We start from the raw sequence: 19,552 nt of genomic DNA on the forward strand, positions 1-19,552 counted from the left end.
GAGTACTGTGGATCTATACTGCGGTGCAGGGAGAGGCGATGGGAAATCGGCGGCTCAGCCAAGGCGACCCGGCTGCGCCGAACCGGCGCAACCGATCGGCCGCCAGTGTGATGCCGATGCGCGGCCCCGTCTGGATCGACACCGGCTCGACACGCTCGAACAATGCGAAGGGCGGCAAGGCCATCGACGCACCGTCCAGCCGTTGATCGATACCCAGCGCCGAACAAAGCCGCCCGGGTCCGGCGCAGAGTTGATTGACACGCATCGCCGCGCCCCGCCGCTCCTGCATCCGTTCGACCCCATGGAGCGGCTCGATCGCGCGGATCAGCACGGCGCTGCCGGGTGAGCCGCACACGATGTTCAGGCAGAGATGAAGGCCATAGATGCGGTAGATATAGGCATGGCCGACAGGGCCAAACATCGCCGCGTTGCGGGCCGTTCGCCCGACGAAGCTGTGCGATGCGGGATCGGCGGCATCATAAGCCTCGGTCTCCACGATCACTCCGCCCACGCCATCGACCAGCAGTGTCGCACCAATCAGATCGCGCGCGACGCGATCGACATCGCCGCTGTAAAAGCTCGCAGGGATCGCCCTCATACTTCGGTATCGCGCCGGGTTCGTCCCTGGTCGCCGAAAACGGACAAATATCGCGCGATCTCATCGGGACTGCCGCTGGCCTTGGCGGGATTGTCTGACAGCTTGACCGCGGGACGGCCATCGACCTCGACGACCTTGGCCACGAGCGAAATTGGCTCCAGTCCGGGAAGGCCGTCAGGATCGCAGCCGCGAAAGTCATTGGTCAGATTGGTCCCCCAGCCAAAGCTCATCCGCACGCGACCATTGAAATGGCGATAGGTACGCTCGATCGTGTCCACGTCCATGCCGTCGGAAAAGATCAGCAGCTTGTCACGCGGATCGCGGCCGCGCGTTCGCCACCATTCCAGGATCGCCTCGCCCGCCTCGATCGGTGGGGCGCTGTCGGGGCGAAAGCCCGTCCAGTCGGCGACCCAGTCGGGCGCATCGCGCAGGAAAGCGGCGGTGCCGAAGGCGTCGGGCAGAACGATCAGGAGGTTGCCGTGGTAATGCTGCTGCCACTCGGCCAGCACGCGGTAAGGGGCCTGGCGAAGCGCGTCATCGTCGCGTGCCATCGCGGCGATCGCCATTGGCAGTTCATGCGCATTGGTGCCGATCGCCTCCAGATCATTGTCCATGGCGAGCAGCACGTTGGAGGTGCCGATCAGCCGATCGCCCAGACCTTCCTTCAAGGCCTCCACGCACCAGCGCTGCCACAGGAAACCATGTCGCCGTCGCGTGCCGAAATCCGAAATCGCCAGATCGGGCAGGGCGCGCAGTCGTTCGACCTTGCCCCAGAGCCGGGCCTTGGCCCGCGCATAGAGAATGTCGAGCGCAAACCGGCCCTTGCGATGGAGCGCGGCGCGCGCGCGGAGTTCATTGACGATCGCGAGCGCCGGAATTTCCCACATGGTCGTCGCGCACCATGGGCCTGAAAAACGCAGCTCGAACTGGCCGTCGCGACGGCTGAGTTCATAATCGGGCAACTGGAATTCGGCGAGCCACGCCAGAAAATCGGGCGCGAACATGCGCGTCTGGCCATAGAAGCTGTTGCCTGCCAGCCAGATCAACTCCTTCTTGGTGAAGCGAAGCGTGCGGGCATGGTCGAGCTGGGCACGCAGTTCGCCCTCATCGATGACCTCCGCCAACCTGACCGACCGGGTACGATTGTGAAGCGCGAAGGTCGCGTGCGTATCCGGATAGAGGTTCCGAATCATCTGCAGCATCAGCAGCTTGTAGAAGTCGGTATCGAGGAGGCTGCGAATGATCGGGTCCAGCCGCCAGCCATGGTCCCAGGTCCGTGTCGCGATATCTGTGACCGCCATTCCCTATCCCCCGGCCGTGCGCCGCTTGATGTCGTACCAGACCGGCGAAGCCTTCAGCAGCTTCGCCACTGCAACGGGCGCACCGTCGATCATCACCTGGGTATCGCGCCAGTTCATGCGACCGTCCTCGCCCATCAAGGGGGCGAGGCGCAAGCCGAAGACGCAGGCAAGCGTCAGGTCACCATGCCGTCGCTCAAAGGCGATGATGCGGTCCCTTCCATGGCCGGTCACGTCCAGCGCGTCATAGTCGCCGCAGGCAAAAAGATCGGGATGTCGCCGCCGGGCATCGAGCAGATCGGCCAGGAGCGCGATCTTGGGATGGGTTCGCCCCTGCAACGCCGCTTCGCGCGCGGGATAGTCGACCGGTCGCCGATTATCGGGATCGACCAGGCTGAGATCGGGCAATTCGGTGCCCTGATAGCAATCCGGGATACCCGGCACGGTATAACGCAGGGCCAGTTGCACCAGCGAATTGGCCGAGGCGGCAGGTTCGGTCCGGGCCAGCCAGCGGGTAAGCCCCTTGCGGAACGGCGCGCCCGCCCCACCCTCGATCAGGGTTTTGGCCAGCGCGTTGCACCGTTCCTCATAATCGCTGTCGGGCTGTTCCCAGGACGAACGGAGCTTGGCCTCTCTCAGCGCCTTTTCCTGCCAGGCCGCAACCCGCTCGAAGAAGTCATGCCCTTCGGCGGGCGCGGGCCACGCGCCGACCAGGGTCTGGATCAGCATGTACCAATCGGCGGGGTGGACGCCCTCGGACAGGGACAGCGTGTCCCGACGCCATGCCTCGACCAGATGCCGCCACTCGTCCGGCAGCGCGCTGATGACGGCCAGACGCGCCCGGACGTCCTCCCCCCGCTTATGATCATGGGTCGCCGTGGTCAGCATCGCATGCGGGAAGTCGGCTGCGCGTTCCTTCATCCGCGCGTGGAACGAGGCGATGGGCATGCTCATCCGCCCGGCATCGAAGCCGACATCGTTGCGCGACAGGAGGACACCGTGGCGATAGAAGGCCGTGTCCTCCACCGCCTTGGCGGCGATGGGAGCGGAGAGTTGCTGGAACCGGCGAACCGCTTCGCCCTTGCGAATGCCGTCGCCAGGACCTTCCCCGGCGAGCCATTCCAAAAGCTGGTCCACCACGAACCCTTCGCCCGGCGGCACGAACCGTGCGACGCGGGCGCTGACACTCTGGCGGATCGCCGCATCGGTGGCAGGCGCGTCGGGGCCATAGGTGCGATAAACCGGAAAGACCCACAGCAGCCGCTCGATCGCGCGCCGAAGCATCGCGGTTGTGATCACGCCACTCAGTTCGGGCGCGGAGGCGGTCAGCGCCGCAAACGCCGCCACGCACTGGTCCAACTGACCCGCGAATTGCCAGGCGAGCAGATCCTGCCGGGCCTGCAATTCCTCCGGCGCGAAATCGGCCGATCGCCAGCTCACTTTCGCCCATAGGTCGGCCAGCGGGCGCGCGCCCTCCGGCGCGTGGAGCAATGCGGCGACGTCCTCCATGAAATCATAGCCGCTGGTGCCGTCGACGCCCCAATCGCGACCCATCGGCTCGTCGGCGGCCAGAATCTTCTCGACCACGATATAGGCGCGGTTGCCGTCGTCTCGCGCGATCGCATCGAAGCGCGCGCGCAATTTGCGACAATAGCCGACGGGATCGGTCAGCCCGTCGACATGATCGATCCGCACCCCGTCGATCAGCCCTTCGGCATAGAGCCGGAAGTAAAGGGCATGTGTTTCCTCGAACACCGCGTCGTCCTCGACGCGCAGCCCGGCCAGATCGTTGATCGTGAAGAAGCGCCGCCAGTTGAGTTCATCGTTCGACACCCGCCAGGAGGCCAGGCGATAATGCTGGCGCTCCAGAAGATCGGGCAGCGCCAGAGTGTCCGCAACATCCTGATCCTCGTCGCGGATCGGCAGGCGATGTTCGCCATAGGCGACGATCTCGGCACGGGCATCCGGGCGTTCGACCGTGATCTGCCCCTCCGCCAGCACGCGGGCAAGGCTCTCCCCCAGGATCGGCAGGACGAGTCTGCGCGACCAGTCGATATCGAAAAACCGCGCATAACGGCTCTGTTCGCCGCGCGTCAGTACGTCGTTCCACCAGCGATTGCCGCCGCCGGCGACGCCCATGTGATTGGGCACGATATCGATGATCACGCCCATGCCGCGCGCGCGCGCCGCTTGTGAGAGCGACCGGAATGCCGGCTCGCCGCCCAGTTCGGGGTTGATCCGGGTGGGATCGATCACATCATAGCCATGAGTGGATCCCGCCGCCGCCATGGTGACGGGGGAGGCATAGACATGACTGATCCCCAGCCTGTCGAGATAGGGCAACAGCGCCTCGGCCCGAGCAAAGGGAAAGTCCTTATGAAACTGGAAACGATAGGTGGCGCGCGGCGTCATGGCGGCGTCCTTCTGTCGGGGAACGGGTCAGCGGGCGTTGAGCGTGGCGACCCGCGCCGCTACATCCGGCCGCTCCAGCAGCGGGGAGAGCGTGTCGGGCAGACGGCGACGCCAATTGGGATGCTCGTCGATCGTTCCGGGCAAATTGGGCTGTTCGTCGAGCGCCAGCAAATCCTCGATCGGCACGATGGCGAGCGGGCAGGGCGTTCGTGCCACGGCCGCGATCGCGGCATCCACCACCGGCGTGGGATCGTCGGGGGGCATCGCACCGTCTCCCAGCGTCGCCCAGAGCGATGACCGCTCCCGGTCGCGCCACGCGGCATCCTCCGGGTTCACCGGGCGGTCGGCGATCCGGGCGCGCCATTCCAGGTCACGTCCTTTCCACCATCCCGCGACGGTGGCGACGTCATGCGTGGCGGTCATCGCGATCGCTTCCGCATCCCAGGTTTCGGGCGGCTTGAACCCGCCATGGTCGTCACGCTCGAAGGGCAGGACGCGCATTCCCAATATCCCGGCGGCGGCCATGATGTCGCGAAAGCCGGGTGGGATCGTGCCCAAGTCCTCACCGATGACGATCGCGCCCCGGCCTTGATTGGCGCGGTGCGCCTCGATCTTCAAGATGCGCAACATATGGTCGAAGGGCATGGCGAGATAGGCGCCCTGATCGGCGACCGCGCCCTCCGGGATGACCCATAGGCGGCACAATCCCAGCGCGTGGTCGATCCGCACCCCACCCGCATGGGCGAATATGGCGCGAAGTGTTTGAATGAAGGGTTCGAAGCCTTGCCTTTGAAGCGCGAAGGGGGAGAGGGCGGTGATGCCCCAGTTCTGGCCATTGGGGCCGAGCGGATCGGGCGGCGCGCCGATCGAGAGTCCGGTCAGCAGATCGCCGCGCCTGCTCCATGCGTCCGCGCCGTCCGATGCGACGCCGATGGCGAGGTCGGCGACCAGTCCGATCGGCATCCCTGCACCACGTGCCGTCTCGGCGGCATCGCGAAGGCCGCATTCGGCACGCCACTGGGCGAAGGCGTAGAATGCGATGGCATCCTCATGGTCCGCGGAAAAGGCCCGTACTGCTTCGCCTGCCGGGTCGTGGAACGGCGCAGGCCAGGCGGGCCAGCCGCTTGCGCCGTCGCGGACGTGTAAATAGCCGTGCAACGCATCGAAGACCGCGTGCGCCTGGAGCCGTTCACCCTGTTCCGCGCGCCAGGCCATGAATACGGACCGCTGCTCCGAAGACAACGCGTCATAGGCGACGCGCAGATCGCGCAGCCGATCCGGGGCGGCCCCCGCCCAGTCGATCAGCGCGCCCTGCTCCGTGACCGCCTCTCCCGCGGGAGCCAGCCAGACATTGCGAAACAACCGGCTGGAGGGTGCATAGGGGCTGAACCGCGCGGCATCGGCCGGGAACAGCGCATGGACGGGGCTGATCGCCAGAGCGGCCGCACCCGCCCGGCCGAACGCCTCAGCCGCGCGTGAAAGGCTGGCGAAATCGCCATAGGCGCCGCCGCCCTCACGCAGCGACGGGATCTGGACGGCGCTCCCCCAGAGGCGTCCGATCGGCGGCGGCGGACAGCGGGGCGGTGCGATCGCAACCGTCACGGACCGGCCGTCCTGTTCCAACCGATGATAACCATGGCGGGAAGGGGCGATCAGGCGAACCTCGCCATCGCCATCTTCCAGAAAGACCGAGAGTTGATCCCCGGTCTCCAGAACCAGTGATGCAGATCCAGCTCGCCACCCTTCCGGCAGCGAGATGGGATGATCCCCTTCGCCCGACAGGAAGCGGATTTCGCTCGCCGATGCGTCCAGCCGGTCGAGGATCGCGGACAGAGCCTCATCCGACACGCGCTGCTGGAGGCCCCTGGCATCCTGCCATTCTCGCGACAGCCCGGCGGCGCGGGCGCGATGGTCGAGATCGCTCATGGCGTCAGCCATGCGGCAAAGCGATCGCCCTCTCGGTACAACAGATTGCCTTCCTCGTCCGGCAGAGGTGGCGGTGCGTCGCCCAGGTCGATCAGCATGGTCAGGCAGGCTCCGTCCGCCATCCGCCAGCGCGCCTTAACGGCGCGATTGGCCATGACCTCCCCCGCCAAGCCGACCGCTCCCTTGAGGCGCGGCATGATATGAACGCGTCTCAGTGCCAGCAACTCGCGGTAAAAGGCGCGCCATTCCCCTGCCTGCGGACCGGGTGACGGTACCGAAGCATCGAAAGTTGCCCGGGCATTGGGGTCGGGAATGCGCGCACGCGCCCGTTCATCGGCAAAGGCGTCGAAGCCCGCGAACTCGCGCCGACGCCCTTCGCGGACGGCATCCGCCAGTTTGTCATGGAAATCGGTGAAAAACAGGAACGGGCTCTCGCTTCCCTCATCCTCGCCCATGAACAGCAGCGGAATCTGCGGACCGAGCAGCAACAGGGCGGTTGCCGCGCGCAGGCGGTTCGGGTCGGTCAACTGGATCAGCCGCTCGCCCATCGCCCGGTTGCCGACCTGATCGTGGTTCTGGAGAAACGCGACAAAGGCGGTCGCCGGCAGCATGCCGGACGGCTTGCCCCGTGGTTTGCCATCGTGATTGGGTGAGCCCTCGCCCTGATAGATGAAGCCTTCCTTGAGGCATCGGGCAAGCCGTTCCGTCGGACGATCCGCGAAATCGCGATAATAGGCACTCGTCTCGCCGGTCAGCAGGACATGCAGCACATTGTGGAAATCGTCGTTCCACTGGGCGTCAAACCGCCCCGCGACGAGCCGCTCGGCGTCGTTCTTCTCATTCTCCAGGACCAGATGAACGTGACGATTGGGCAGGGCGGCACGGATTTCATGCGCCATGCGATCGAGGAAGCCGTCATTGTCGATCGCGTGAACCGCGTCGAAACGCAGGCCGTCGATCCGATAGTCGCGCAGCCACATGAGCGCATTGTCGACGAAGAAGCGATGCACCGGGTCGGCGTCCACCGCCACCGCGCCGCCCCAGGGCGTGTCCACATCCTTGTGGAAGAACGCGCTCGCATAGGCGTTCAGATAATTTCCGTCGGGGCCGAAATGATTATAGACCACATCGAGAAACACCGAGAGGCCGAGCGAATGCGCGGTGTCGACCAGCGTGCGCAACTCGGCCGGCGAACCATAGGCCTCCGCGACCGCATAGGGCAGCACGCCGTCATAGCCCCAATTGCGGGTACCCCCGAACGCATTGACCGGCATCAGCTCGATCGCGGTAATTCCCATCGCCGCAATCGCCGTCAGCCGCTCGCGCACACCGGCGAAGCCGCCAAGCGTTCCGACATGGACCTCCATCAGCACCATCTCTTCCCAAGGACGGCCCGACCATTCGGTGGCGCTCCAGGCGAAGCTGGGATCGACGATCACGCTCCAGCCATGGACGCCGCCCGATTGCAGTCGGGACGCCGGGTCCGGCACCGCAAGATCGCCATCCAGACGGAACCGATAGCGTGTGCCTGGCGGTGCCGGGGCGCTGACGGAGAACCAGCCTTCCGCGTCGCGCACCATGTCGACGGACGGGCGACCATCGATCTCCAGCGCAACCGCCTGCCGGTCGGGCGCCCAGAGACGGAAGCGGACGTCGCCTCCCTCGCGAAGCTCGGGGCCCCAATGCGTCATTCGGAAATCACGTCCTGCCAGGTGATCAGCGCCGCACTTTGGGGCCCGAGTTCATAGCTGTCCTCGATCACGATCTCGCCTTGTTCGGGCTTGGCGCTGTCGATCAGGACGGTTCGTTCGGAATGGGGCGGGGGCAGGCTGAACAGGATGGGATCGGGCGAGGCATTGAGGAGCAGCGACACCGCCTCGACCTTGCCGTCCTCGGTGGCCGTGGCACGGCGCATCATCAGCGCGCGCCCTTCCGGGTTGTCCCAGTCCTCCGCGCTCAACGGCTCACCCCGTTCGTCCCACCATTCGATATCGTTGATACCGTTGCCGGGCGTATCCTGCCCGTACAGGAACTGCGGCGCATGCAGGACGGAGAAGCGGCGGCGCAGTGCGGCCAGACGCGCGGTGAAGGCGATCATCGTCTCGCCCTCCTCGGAGGCCGCAGCCTTCCAGTCGAGCCAGCTTATCTCATTGTCCTGGCAATAGGCATTGTTGTTGCCGTGCTGGGTCCGGCCGAACTCGTCGCCCGCGACGATCATCGGCGTACCGAGCGAGGCGAGCAACGTGGTCATCATCGACCGCATCACGCGCCCGCGCGCGGCCTTGATATTCTCGTCATTGGTCGGCCCTTCCGCGCCCCAGTTGCGCGAATAATTTTCGGAATGGCCGTCGCGATTGTCTTCCTTGTTCGCCTCGTTATGCCGTTCCTCATACATGACGGTATCGGCCAGCGTGAAGCCGTCATGGGCGGCCAGCAGGTTGAGACTGGCCCAGGGGCGCCGCGAACGCCGGTCGAACAGGTCGCCGGAGCCCGCCAGCCGCGCCGCAAGATCGCCACGCTGCCCGGGGTCGCCGCGCCAGAACCGGCGTACCGTGTCGCGATACTTGTCGTTCCACTCGGAAAAACCGGGCGGGAAATTGCCGAGTTGATAACCGCCCGGCCCGACATCCCAAGGCTCAGTCAGCAGCTTCAACCGGCCGAGTACGGGGTCTTGGCGAAGGACATCGAAAAAGGCCGAACCCGGATCGAATCCGTCCGCCTCTCGCCCAAGCGTGAGACCCAGGTCGAAGCGGAAGCCGTCGACGCCGAAGCTCGTCGCCCAATAGCGAAGCGAGTCCGTCACCATCTGGATCACGCGCGCCTTGGACAGGTTCAGCGTGTTGCCCGTGCCCGTATCGTTGATCGTGTAGCGAGGCTGGTCCTGGACCAGGCGATAATAGCTGGCATTGTCCAGCCCGCGCCATGACAAGGTGGGCCCTTTCTCGGAACCCTCGCATGTGTGATTGTACACCACGTCCAGAATGACCTCGATCCCCGCCTTGTGCAGCTTGTGCACCGCGCGGCGCAGTTCATCCTGTGTATCGCTCGCGAAATAGGCCTGTTCCGGCGCGAAGAAGCCGAGTGTGTTATAGCCCCAGTAATTGCGCAGCCCCTTTTCCTGGAGAAATCGGTCCTGCGTAAAGCTGTGGATCGGCAACAACTCGATCGCGGTGACGCCGATCCGCTTCAAATGCTTGATGACGGCCGGATGCCCAAGCGCGGCATAGGTGCCGCGCTCGCGCGGGGGAACCAGTTCCATCAGCTTGGTCAGACCCTTGACGTGCGCTTCGTAGATCACGGTCTGGGACCAAGGGGTGTTCGGCTTCACGTCGCGGGACCAGTCGAAATGGTCGTCGACGACCACCGCCTTGGGCATCGCCGCGGCGCTGTCACGCTTGTCGAAGCTCAGATCCTCTTTCTTGGATCGAATCTGATAGCCATGGAGCGCGTCGGTCCACCTGATCTCACCATGAAGCTTGCGCGCATAGGGATCGAGCAAGAGCTTGTTGGGATTGAACCGGTGCCCCGCCTCGGGCTTATAGCGCCCATGGGCCCTGTAGCCATAGAGCAGGCCTGGGCCGACATCCGGCAGATAGCCGTGCCAGACCTCGTCCGTGCATTCCGGCAGGGTATAACGCTTCAACTCGCGCTTGCCCTGAGGATCGAAGATGCACAGTTCGATCCGGTCGGCATTGGCGGAGAAGACCGCGAAATTCACCCCTTCGCCATCGAAGCTTGCGCCCAGCGGATAGGGGGAACCGGCAAGGGTCTGATCAGGCAATGCGGTCAAGAAGGCTCTCCGGCAAAAGTCGCGAAAGGACTGTCCGTTCGGTCAACATGGGGTATGGACGTCGATGCCCGGGCGATGACGACCGCCCGGGCTTTCGCCGGGTCAGCTCGTTTTGGCGGCGCGGGGCTTGCGTGCCTTGGGCTTGGGCGCGGGTTCGGCGGCAGGGGTTTCCGCGACGGGCTCGGGCACCTCTTTCGCCTTGCGGCGCCTGGGTGCCGGCTTGGATGACGCCTTGGCGGGCGCGTCGCCCACGGCTCCCTCGGTCAGTTCACGCTCGGCCATTTCCCAATGATCGCGGTCGCGACCATGCGGCTGACCTTCGTCTTGCCAGATGCCATATGCCCGCTGGCGAAGCTGTTCTTCCCTATTGTCCACCATCGACTCCCTGTCGCGACAGATCATCTGTCATCGCAATCGTAACGACTGACCATGCGTTCCGCTCCGCAAAAAACGCACGCATCCTCATCAGCTGTTTCCGGTCGGCGACTTGACCTTGACCGGGGCAGGGCGATCGACCGCCGACAGTGTCTGTCGCTGGCTTGCCGGGTCGATCCGGCGCGTCCGGGCGAAGGGGGGCAGGGTGACGCGGCCACCCGTCTCCAGCGCCTTCACGATCCCCTCGACAACGCGCAGATCGGCAAGCCCCTCCTCCGCATCGGGTTCGGGGTCGCGATCATGGAGGATACAATCCGAGAAATAGCGCATCTCGCCGCCGAAATGATCGGTATGCTTGAAGCGCTCATGGCTCTTCTTGTCGCCGATGGTGAGGTTCTGCTCGATCGGGGACTGGAAGCCATAGGCCGGGCTCATATGGATCGAACCCTTCATGCCCGCCACGATCAGGCTGTCGACGTCATTCATCGCGTAGCTGACGGTGAAGCTGGCCAGCTTGTCGCCCGGCATGCGCAGGATGACGGCGAAAGTATCGTCCAGATCGCCCAGGCCCGCACCGGGCTGTCGCGTCGCGACCGCGCTTTCCACCGCGACGGGTTCGGCGCCGAACAGATACCGGATCGCGTTGATCGGATAGGGCGCCATGTCGAACAACGGACCCGCCTGGAGGCCATGCTTTGCACGATGATTGTCAGGGTCCAGCTTCTGGCCGAAGCAGGAGGTGAAGGCGACCAGTTCCCCCAGTTCGCCGTTCCGAATCTTCTCGATTGCATCCAGCGTGCCGGGCTCGAAATGCAGGCGATAGGCGGTCATCAGCTTGGCGGAGGAGCGCCGCTCCGCCTCCTGGATGGCACGCCCCTGTTCCACCGATATGTCGAGCGGTTTTTCGCACAGGACATGGATACCGGCGTCGAGCGCGGGGATCGCGAATTCGGCATGTCGCCAGTTCGGCGTCGCCAGATAGATCGCATCGCACACATTGGCGGTCAGCAGCTTGTCGAATTCCGAATAGGAATAGACATGCTCGACGCCGTATTTGTCCGCAAGAAGACGGCCCTTTTCGGCGTCGCCGGTGACGATCGCGGTCAGTTCCGAATTGCCGGTATGTTTGATGCCCGGCAACATCGCCGACTGGGTGATATCCCCTGCGCCCACGACGGCATAGCGAACCTTCTTCGCGCCGAAACCGAATGCCGATACCAGGCTCATGCCACTGCTCCCAAAAGATCGTAACGGATGCTGCAACGCGCCAATTCGGGGAAGGTCCCACGGAGATTTACCGGATTTGGCGAGTTTTCCTCGCTCTAACCTGGATTGTTTCCTCCGACGTGGAGCCCGCCGCCCGTGACCTTGCCCGATCAGCACGCCGATCCGCTCCGTGACGGCGACGGTTTCCTCGATCTGGAGAATTACGCGGCGCTGGGCGATGGGCGGAGCGTCGCGCTGAGCGGTGCCGACGGGGCGATCGACTGGTGGTGCGTACCCAATATGGACTCCGCGCCGTTGTTCGACCGGTTGCTCGATGCGGCCGATGGCGGCACCTTCTCCATCACGCCTGACATGCCCTTTGCGGTCGAGCGCCGATACCGCAGGGACAGCAACGTGTTGGAGACGATCTTCACCACGGCAACCGGCCGGGCCAAGCTGGTGGAGTCGATCAACAGCGGCCCCGCGGGGCGGCTGCCCTGGGCCGAACTGGCGCGGCGGGTCGAGGGGCTGGACGGCCATGTGCGGTTCGCGATCACCCTCCGCTTCAGTCGTCGGGCGGACACCGTCAGTCCCTATTTCGCGCCAGCGGGCGGACACAATGTCTTCCATGTCGACCGGGTGCTGGGCGTCTTCCGGCATTGCGGGCATGTGATCGTCGATTCCGTGGAAGACGGGTTGGTCACAGCGCATGCCTCGGTCGGGCCAGGGGACCGGGCCCGGATTGCGATCATCGCGGGCGAGGACGAACCCTTGGTGTGTCAGGACATCGAGCAGATCGACGCGCGAATTGATTTGTCCGACGCGGAATGGCGGCAATGGACCGGGGGACTGACGGCCCCCGTTGAATATCGCGATCGTATCCTGCGCAGCGCACTTGCGCTCAAGCTCCTGCTCTACTCCCCGACAGGCGCGATCACGGCGGCGGCGACCACTTCACTGCCAGAAGGGATTGGTGGCGCGAAGAACTATGACTATCGCTATGCCTGGGTCCGCGATGCCGGTTACACGATCAAGGCGTTCCTGCGGATCGGCGCCCATGCCGAGGCAAAGGCGGCCTTCACCTGGCTGCTCAAGCGACTTGGGGAGGGTCAGCCGCAGGTCTGCTACACACTTGAAGGGCAAGCGGTTCCGGCCGAGCGCGAGGTCGCAGTCGGTGGTTATCGCTACTCCAAACCCGTGCGCGTGGGCAATCTGGCCGGGTCGCAGCACCAGCATGGCATCTATGGCGACATCTTCGAAACGGCGAGCCGCTTCGTGGCGTGCGGCAATTTCCTGGATACCGCCAGCGCCGAGACCCTTTCCCACCTTGCCAACACCTGTGCCGATCGCTGGCGTCAGCCGGACGCGGGCATCTGGGAACTGCCGAAGCAGGAACATTACACCATGTCCAAGATCAGTTGCTGGCAGGCGCTGGCGCGGGCGGTCGAACTGGCCGACCAGGGACAGATCCCCACTACCTGCCGCGACCGCTGGGCGCGCGAACGCGACCGGATCGAGGCGTGGATCGGGGAGCATTGCTGGTCGGAGAAGCGCGGTGCGTATCTGATGTATCCGGGCAATGATGCTCTGGATGCCAGCCTCGCACTCGCCGTCCGGTTCCGCTTTGATGGGCAGGACCGCCTGGCCCGAACGCTCGATGCGCTTGACGAGGAACTGGGCGAGGGCGCGTTTCACTACCGCTATTCGGGTGTGCATCGGGAAGAGGCGTGTTTCCTCGCCTGTACCTTCTGGATGATCGAGGCGCGGGCGATCCTGGGCCAGCAGGAGCGGGCTCGGGCTGCCTTCGACGCTGCTACGGTCGCGCTGGATAGCCGGGGGGCGGGGCTCTATGCCGAGATGATCGATCCGGCGACCGGCCGGTATCTGGGGAACATGCCGCAAGGACTGACCCATCTGGCCGTGATTCAGGCGGCGGCGACATTGGCGGGTCAGGAACTATGACCCCCATGCCGACCTTCCACCAGGACGGTGGAACCGCCCGTTCCGAGTGCTAACAGGGGTGCGATCCGATCCGAATGTGCCGATCCGCGACTGGTTTTCCGGCAGGGGGCGGAGAGGCCACGCGGCTGGTCTGGGCAATGGGGGCTCGGTACGATGAAGTCTGGTCCGATTGCGATGGACAGGCGCGCCTGATCATGGACGATGTACTGTCCGCCTGGACCCGGCGCTTCGCCGGTCTGCCATGGAAGCTTGATACCGACCGGGGCGAAGCTCGCACGTTGAAGAGGGCAGTTGCTGCTTAGCTCTGCTGCGCAAGGCCCATATGCTGGTGGAGCTTGCGCAGCAGAGTGATCGGTTGTTCAAAGCCTGACCGGCGGCCCTCGCTCGTCAGTCCAGATCATTCTCGCTGACGACGATCAGCGATTGTTCCATGTCGCGGCCGAGTGCGGCCAAGGCGGCTTCGAGGATATCATCCGAATAGCGCTCGAACATGTCGATCGCATCGCCATCGGGGGCGTCGCCGCTCAGCGCCTCAAGCAGATCATACTGCACGGCGAACTGGTATTCGTCGCCATCGACTTCACCCACGAACTCGACCTGCCGCTCGCCGATATTGTCTTCCACCGTACCCTTGATGACCGTCAGCGTGTCGTCCGCCATGACTTTCCTTCCTCCATCGTCTGCGTCGGGGACGCGGAAAGAGCCTTCGGGTTCCCTGAACCGGCTTATTTGACTCGCCGCCAACGCTGTTCCCGGCATCCCAGCGAGCCGAACAGGCAGCCCTGACCGACCAGGGTTCGTGCGTCGATCTGCGTGATCGTTCCTTCGACTTCGCGGCCGATATCGGGGATGAAGACGGTGCCGGACCAGCGGCCGGGTTCTTCCTCTTCAAAGTCGGTGAACAGGCGCGTGCCGGTCAGCCGCTCCGAGCCGCCGCGCGCCGCATCCGCCTTGGCCTGTTCGCTGGCCCAGACAACTGTGCCGCACATCAGTCGCGCATCGCGGCCGGACCCACAGGGCGCAAAGCGGACCTGAACCGTGTTCGAGGGATTGGCCCAGGTTCCGGCGGGAACGCGCGCGTCCGCCGCGCCCGCGATCAGCCCGGTGCTCGACAGGGCGAGTGTTCCGGCCGCTATCCATTTCTTGCCGATCTTCGTCATGGGGCGATCCCTCGATGTTTCCGATGATCCCGGCGATGTAGGAAGGCGGGGCTCAAAAGCAAAACGGCCGACGGATTGCTCCGCCGGCCGCTTGAACGTTCGACCGATAGGCCGGATCAGTTGGAACGCTTTGCCAGTTCCTTGTTGATGCCCAGCGCCGCCAGTGTGCAGACCGCACCCGACAGCAGATAGACACCCACCGACAACAGGCCGAAGTTGCTCGACAGCAGCAGCGCGGCCAGCGGCGCGAAACCGGCACCGATCAGCCAGGCGAGATCCGATGTGATCGCGGCACCAGTATAGCGGCGCAGCGGCGAAAAGCCCGAATTGATGACGCCCGAGGACTGGCCGAAGCCGAGACCCAGCAGGAGGAAGCCGAGGACGATATAGACGGTTTCACCGACGCCGCCCTGGCTCAGCAATTGCGGTGCGAAGCCCGCATAGGCCGCGATCGCCGCAGCCGAAGCGCCGAGCAGCGTGCGACGGCCGACCCGGTCCGCGATCTTGCCCGAGGCGAGGATGGCGAACACGCCGACGATGCTGCCAACGATCTCGATCATCATGAAGTCCTGCGGGCGCTCGCGATTGAACAGCACGACCCAGGAAAGCGGGAACACGGTGACGATGTGGAACATCGCAAAGCTGGCCAGCGGAGCGAAAGCACCCAGGATGACCGTGCGACCCTCGGCGCTCAGCGTCTCGCCCACCGGCGCGGGCTGAAGCTCGCGGCTTTCGAACAGGCGCTGGAACTCGGGCGTCGCAACGATGCGGAGACGCGCGAACAGCGCCACGACGTTGATCGCGAAGGCGACGAAGAATGGATAGCGCCAGCCCCAGTCGAGGAAGTCTGCCGTGCTGAGCGTCGTCAGGAAGAAGGCAAACAGGCCGTTGGCGACCAGCAGGCCCAGCGGCGCGCCGAGCTGCGGAATCATCGCGTACCAGCCGCGACGACGCTCCGGTGCATTGAGCGACAGCAGCGAAGGCAGGCCGTCCCAGGCGCCGCCCAGCGCAAGCCCCTGCATGATGCGGAAGATGCCGAGCAGTACGGCGGCCGACGTCCCGATCTGCGCATAGCCGGGCAGGAAGGCGATCGCCATGGTCGAGCCGCCGAGCAGGAACAAGGCGATGGTCAGCTTGACACCACGACCGAGGTTGCGATCGACCGCCATGAAGATGAAGGTGCCGATCGGACGTGCGATGAATGCGAGCGAGAACAGCGCAAAGGAATAGAGCGTGCCCGTCAGCGCATCGACATAGGGGAAGATCAGCGACGGGAACACCAGCACCGAGGCGATGGCGTAGACGAAGAAGTCAAAAAACTCCGACGTGCGCCCGATGATGACGCCGATGGCGATATCACCCGGCGCGACATGGTGCGGATCGCGGGCATTGACCAGTCGCGCATCCCGTTCCAGGGGCGTCGAGGTCGATGCGGTTAACTCTGCGCTCATCAGCTGCCGGTCCTGACTTCTTCCAAGGTATTGAGACGGAACATTCGCAGTGCAAAAGGACCGCGCATGACCGCCATTGTCGTGCGCCTATGCGCCTTTCCGGGCGATGCGGGGATTGGACAAACTGTCCAATGTGCGCAGGTGCAGCAAAGGCGTAGCGGCCCTTGCCATATGTCTCATTCGTCGAGCCTTGCGCGCCTGCGCCCTCTTCGCTGGGCCGCCTTGCCCCTCCTGGCCATGCTGGGGGGCTGCGATGCGGTCGTGCTCCATCCTGCGGGCGACGTCGCCATGCAGCAACGCGATCTGGTGCTGATCGCGACGGCCCTGATGCTGCTGATCATCATTCCGGTGATGGCGCTGACGGTGCTGTTCGCGTGGCGCTATCGCAAGAGCAATATCGACGCGGAATATGATCCGAATTTCGACCACTCGACGATGCTCGAACTGGTGATCTGGTCGGCGCCGCTGCTGATCATCATCTGCCTGGGCGCGGTGACCTGGACGAGCACCCATCTGCTCGATCCGTATCGCCCGATCGAGCGCACTGCCCCGGGGCAGCCGGTCACGACGAACGTCAAGCCGCTGGAAATCCAGGTGGTCTCGCTCGACTGGAAGTGGCTGTTCATCTATCCCGAGCAGGGCATCGCCACGGTCAACGAACTCGCGCTGCCCGTCGACCGTCCGGTCGAATTCCGCCTGACCAGCACCTCGGTGATGAACGCCTTCTACGTTCCGGCGATGGCGGGCATGATCTACACCATGCCTGGCATGGAGACGAAGCTCCACGCGGTCCTGAACCGCGAGGGCACGTACAAGGGGCTTTCGTCGCACTATAGCGGCGCGGGTTTCTCGGGCATGAACTTCCCGGTCTATGCCCTCCAGGCGAACGGCTTCGATCAATGGGTCGAGACGGTCCGCGCCTCGCAGGCTGGTCAGGCCAAGGGCAAGGGCGAACTTACCCGTGCCGCCTTCCTGACGATCGAAAAGCCCAGCGAATATGTGCCTGCCATGTATTTCGGCACGGTGCAGAGCGGTCTGTTCGATCGCGTCGTCAACCGCTGCGTCGCGGATAATACGCCGTGCATGTCCGACGTGATGATGCATGACCGGATGAGCGGTGGCGGTGACCCGCACAAGATGAAGGTCGGCGAGGGCAATCCGCCGGTCAACAACACCGGCCCGATGCACGGGGATCGCACCAAGGGCGCGCTCGAAAAGTCGCCCGAAGAGATCCAGACCTCGCCGCATCAGAGCAAGGAACCTGTGCCGTCGAACGGCGTGCAGGAGCCGGGTGAGATGAAGAACCGCCGTATGTCCTTCCTTTCCATCCCGCAGACCCCCGGCCATGCCGGCGCGGGTCGCGGCTGAGGCACGCCATCATGGATCAAATCATAAAGACCATCTTCGGACGCCTGTCGTTCGAATCGCTGCCGATCCACGAGCCCATTGTCGTCGGCACCTTCCTGGGTGTCGCGGTCGGCGGGCTCGCGGTGCTGGCGCTCATCACCAAGTTCAAGCTGTGGGGCTATCTCTGGAAGGAGTGGTTCACCACGGTCGATCACAAGCGGATCGGGATCATGTATATGGCCCTGGGTATCGTGATGCTGCTGCGCGGCTTTGCCGATGCGCTGATGATGCGCGGCCAGCAGGCGATCGCCTTCGGTGACAATCAGGGCTTCCTGAATTCGCACCATTATGATCAGGTGTTCACCGCCCATGGCGTCATCATGATCTTCTTCGTCGCGATGCCGATCATCACCGGCCTGATGAACTATGTCATCCCGCTCCAGATCGGCGCGCGCGACGTGTCCTTCCCCTATCTGAACAATCTCAGCTTCTGGATGACCGCGGGCGGCGTCGTGCTGGTGATGGCGTCGCTGTTCATCGGCGAATTCGCCCGGACCGGCTGGCTGGCCTTCCCGCCGCTTTCTGAGCTGGATTTCAGTCCAGATGTCGGCGTCGACTATTATATCTGGGCGTTGCAGGTGGCGGGCGTCGGTACGACCCTGTCGGGCATCAACCTGATCGCGACCATCATCAAGATGCGCGCACCGGGCATGACCATGATGAAGCTGCCGGTGTTCTGCTGGACCTCGCTCTGCGCGAACGTCCTGATCGTCGCCAGTTTCCCCGTCCTTACCGCCACCCTGGTCCTGCTGTCGCTCGACCGCTATGTCGGCACCAACTTCTTCACGAACAATCTCGGCGGCAACCCGATGATGTACGTGAACCTCATCTGGATCTGGGGCCACCCGGAGGTCTACATCCTGATCCTGCCGCTGTTCGGCGTCTTCTCGGAAGTCACTTCGACCTTCTCGGGGAAGCGGCTGTTCGGCTATACCTCGATGGTCTACGCCTCGATCGTCATCACCATCCTGTCCTACCTGGTCTGGCTGCACCACTTCTTCACCATGGGGTCGGGGGCGAGCGTTAATTCGTTCTTCGGCATCACGACCATGGTGATCTCGATCCCGACCGGGGCGAAGATCTTCAACTGGCTGTTCACCATGTACAAGGGGCGCATCCGGTTCGAACTGCCGATGATGTGGACCATCGCGTTCATGCTGACCTTCACCATCGGCGGCATGACCGGCGTTCTGCTGGCCGTTCCCCCCGCCGACTTCGTGCTGCACAACTCGCTGTTCCTGATCGCGCACTTCCACAATGTGATCATCGGCGGCGTGCTGTTCGGTGCCTTTGCCGCGATCAACTATTGGTGGCCCAAGGCCTTCGGGTTCAAGCTCAACCAGTTCTGGGGCAAGGTTTCGTTCTGGCTGTGGGTCGTCGGCTTCTGGGTCGCCTTCACGCCGCTCTATATCATGGGCCTGATGGGCGTGACGCGTCGCCTCCATCATTTCGACGATCCCTCGCTGCAAATCTATTTCGTCGTCGCCCTGCTGGGTGCGCTGATGATCGCGGGTGGCATCGGGGCCTTCCTGGTTCAGATCGGCGTGTCGATCTGGAAGAAGGAAGAGCTGCGCGACACCACGGGCGATCCCTGGAACGGCCGGACGCTGGAATGGGCGACGTCCTCGCCGCCGCCGGATTACAACTTCGCCTTCACGCCCGTCATCCATGATCTGGATGCCTGGTATGACATGAAGGACAAGAAGGCGGAGGCACCCACCGAGGGATATCGTCCGATCCACATGCCGAAGAACACGGGAACCGGCGTGATCATCGCCGCTCTGTCGACGGCGGCCGGCTTCGGCATGATCTGGTACATGTGGTGGCTCGCTGCCCTCGGCCTGCTTGGCGTCGTCGTCGTCGCCATCTGGCATACATTCAACTATGACCGCGATTACTACATCCCCGTCGATGAGGTCGTGGCGATCGAAAGCGAGCGGCGTCGCCTGCTCGGTCAGGGGGCCTGA

14 protein-coding genes are annotated in these 19,552 nt (G+C 64.2%); 3 read left to right on the forward strand and 11 right to left on the reverse strand.

Annotated features, from left to right (window positions below):
- Nucleotides 1–13 precede the first annotated feature (13 nt).
- The 8 genes from ABDV78_RS00335 to ABDV78_RS00370 all read right to left on the reverse strand — a co-directional run bounded on the left by ABDV78_RS00335 (nucleotide 14) and on the right by ABDV78_RS00370 (nucleotide 11,626).
- The gene (locus tag ABDV78_RS00335) at nucleotides 14–598 is read right to left on the reverse strand and encodes a DNA-3-methyladenine glycosylase (protein WP_343525145.1); all 585 of its coding nucleotides are present in this window, start codon (nucleotides 596–598) and stop codon (nucleotides 14–16) included.
- A complete protein-coding gene (pncB, locus tag ABDV78_RS00340) occupies nucleotides 595–1,899 on the reverse strand; it encodes a nicotinate phosphoribosyltransferase (protein ID WP_343525147.1) in 1,305 nt (434 codons plus the stop codon). The genes ABDV78_RS00335 and pncB overlap by 4 nt, the downstream gene beginning before the upstream one ends.
- Before the next feature lie 3 nt (nucleotides 1,900–1,902).
- Nucleotides 1,903–4,308, reverse strand: coding sequence for a malto-oligosyltrehalose synthase (treY, locus tag ABDV78_RS00345; protein WP_343525148.1), 2,406 nt, complete (start codon nucleotides 4,306–4,308; stop codon nucleotides 1,903–1,905).
- Nucleotides 4,309–4,335: 27 nt separating this feature from the next.
- Nucleotides 4,336–6,246 carry a 4-alpha-glucanotransferase gene (gene malQ, locus ABDV78_RS00350; protein WP_343525150.1) on the reverse strand — a complete coding sequence of 637 codons (1,911 nt, stop codon included), beginning with the start codon at nucleotides 6,244–6,246 and terminating at the stop codon, nucleotides 4,336–4,338.
- Nucleotides 6,231–7,925, reverse strand: a complete 1,695-nt coding sequence (gene treZ, locus ABDV78_RS00355; protein ID WP_343525151.1) for a malto-oligosyltrehalose trehalohydrolase — start codon at nucleotides 7,923–7,925, stop codon at nucleotides 6,231–6,233. Before treZ ends, malQ begins: the two co-directional genes overlap by 16 nt.
- Nucleotides 7,922–10,024 carry a glycogen debranching protein GlgX gene (gene glgX, locus ABDV78_RS00360; RefSeq protein WP_343525152.1) on the reverse strand — a complete coding sequence of 701 codons (2,103 nt, stop codon included), beginning with the start codon at nucleotides 10,022–10,024 and terminating at the stop codon, nucleotides 7,922–7,924. The genes treZ and glgX overlap by 4 nt, the downstream gene beginning before the upstream one ends.
- A gap of 102 nt (nucleotides 10,025–10,126) precedes the next feature.
- The gene (locus ABDV78_RS00365; protein WP_343525153.1) at nucleotides 10,127–10,402 is read right to left on the reverse strand and encodes a DUF2934 domain-containing protein; all 276 of its coding nucleotides are present in this window, start codon (nucleotides 10,400–10,402) and stop codon (nucleotides 10,127–10,129) included.
- A gap of 87 nt (nucleotides 10,403–10,489) precedes the next feature.
- On the reverse strand, nucleotides 10,490–11,626 hold the full coding sequence (locus ABDV78_RS00370; RefSeq protein WP_343525155.1) for a Gfo/Idh/MocA family oxidoreductase: 1,137 nt from the start codon (nucleotides 11,624–11,626) through the stop codon (nucleotides 10,490–10,492).
- A gap of 135 nt (nucleotides 11,627–11,761) precedes the next feature.
- On the opposite strand from ABDV78_RS00370, the gene ABDV78_RS00375 reads away from it, so the two are divergent.
- Complete coding sequence (locus ABDV78_RS00375) at nucleotides 11,762–13,567, forward strand: glycoside hydrolase family 15 protein (protein WP_343525156.1); 1,806 nt, start codon at nucleotides 11,762–11,764, stop codon at nucleotides 13,565–13,567.
- A 387-nt stretch (nucleotides 13,568–13,954) separates the two neighbouring features.
- Here the strand turns inward: ABDV78_RS00375 and ABDV78_RS00380 are convergent, their stop codons facing one another.
- From ABDV78_RS00380 to ABDV78_RS00390, 3 genes are all read right to left on the reverse strand, one after another.
- Nucleotides 13,955–14,227 carry a DUF1488 family protein gene (locus ABDV78_RS00380; RefSeq protein WP_343525158.1) on the reverse strand — a complete coding sequence of 91 codons (273 nt, stop codon included), beginning with the start codon at nucleotides 14,225–14,227 and terminating at the stop codon, nucleotides 13,955–13,957.
- A gap of 65 nt (nucleotides 14,228–14,292) precedes the next feature.
- A complete protein-coding gene (locus ABDV78_RS00385) occupies nucleotides 14,293–14,727 on the reverse strand; it encodes a DUF2147 domain-containing protein (RefSeq protein ID WP_343525159.1) in 435 nt (144 codons plus the stop codon).
- A gap of 116 nt (nucleotides 14,728–14,843) precedes the next feature.
- Nucleotides 14,844–16,178, reverse strand: a complete 1,335-nt coding sequence (locus ABDV78_RS00390; RefSeq protein WP_343525160.1) for an MFS transporter — start codon at nucleotides 16,176–16,178, stop codon at nucleotides 14,844–14,846.
- A 171-nt stretch (nucleotides 16,179–16,349) separates the two neighbouring features.
- Between ABDV78_RS00390 and cyoA the strand changes: the two genes are divergently transcribed.
- Nucleotides 16,350–17,546 carry a ubiquinol oxidase subunit II gene (gene cyoA / locus ABDV78_RS00395; protein WP_343525161.1) on the forward strand — a complete coding sequence of 399 codons (1,197 nt, stop codon included), beginning with the start codon at nucleotides 16,350–16,352 and terminating at the stop codon, nucleotides 17,544–17,546.
- 11 nt (nucleotides 17,547–17,557) lie between these two features.
- Complete coding sequence (cyoB, locus tag ABDV78_RS00400; protein WP_343525162.1) at nucleotides 17,558–19,552, forward strand: cytochrome o ubiquinol oxidase subunit I; 1,995 nt, start codon at nucleotides 17,558–17,560, stop codon at nucleotides 19,550–19,552.

This window comes from Sphingomonas sp. (assembly GCF_039594485.1).
Classification (GTDB): Bacteria; Pseudomonadota; Alphaproteobacteria; order Sphingomonadales; family Sphingomonadaceae; genus Sphingomonas.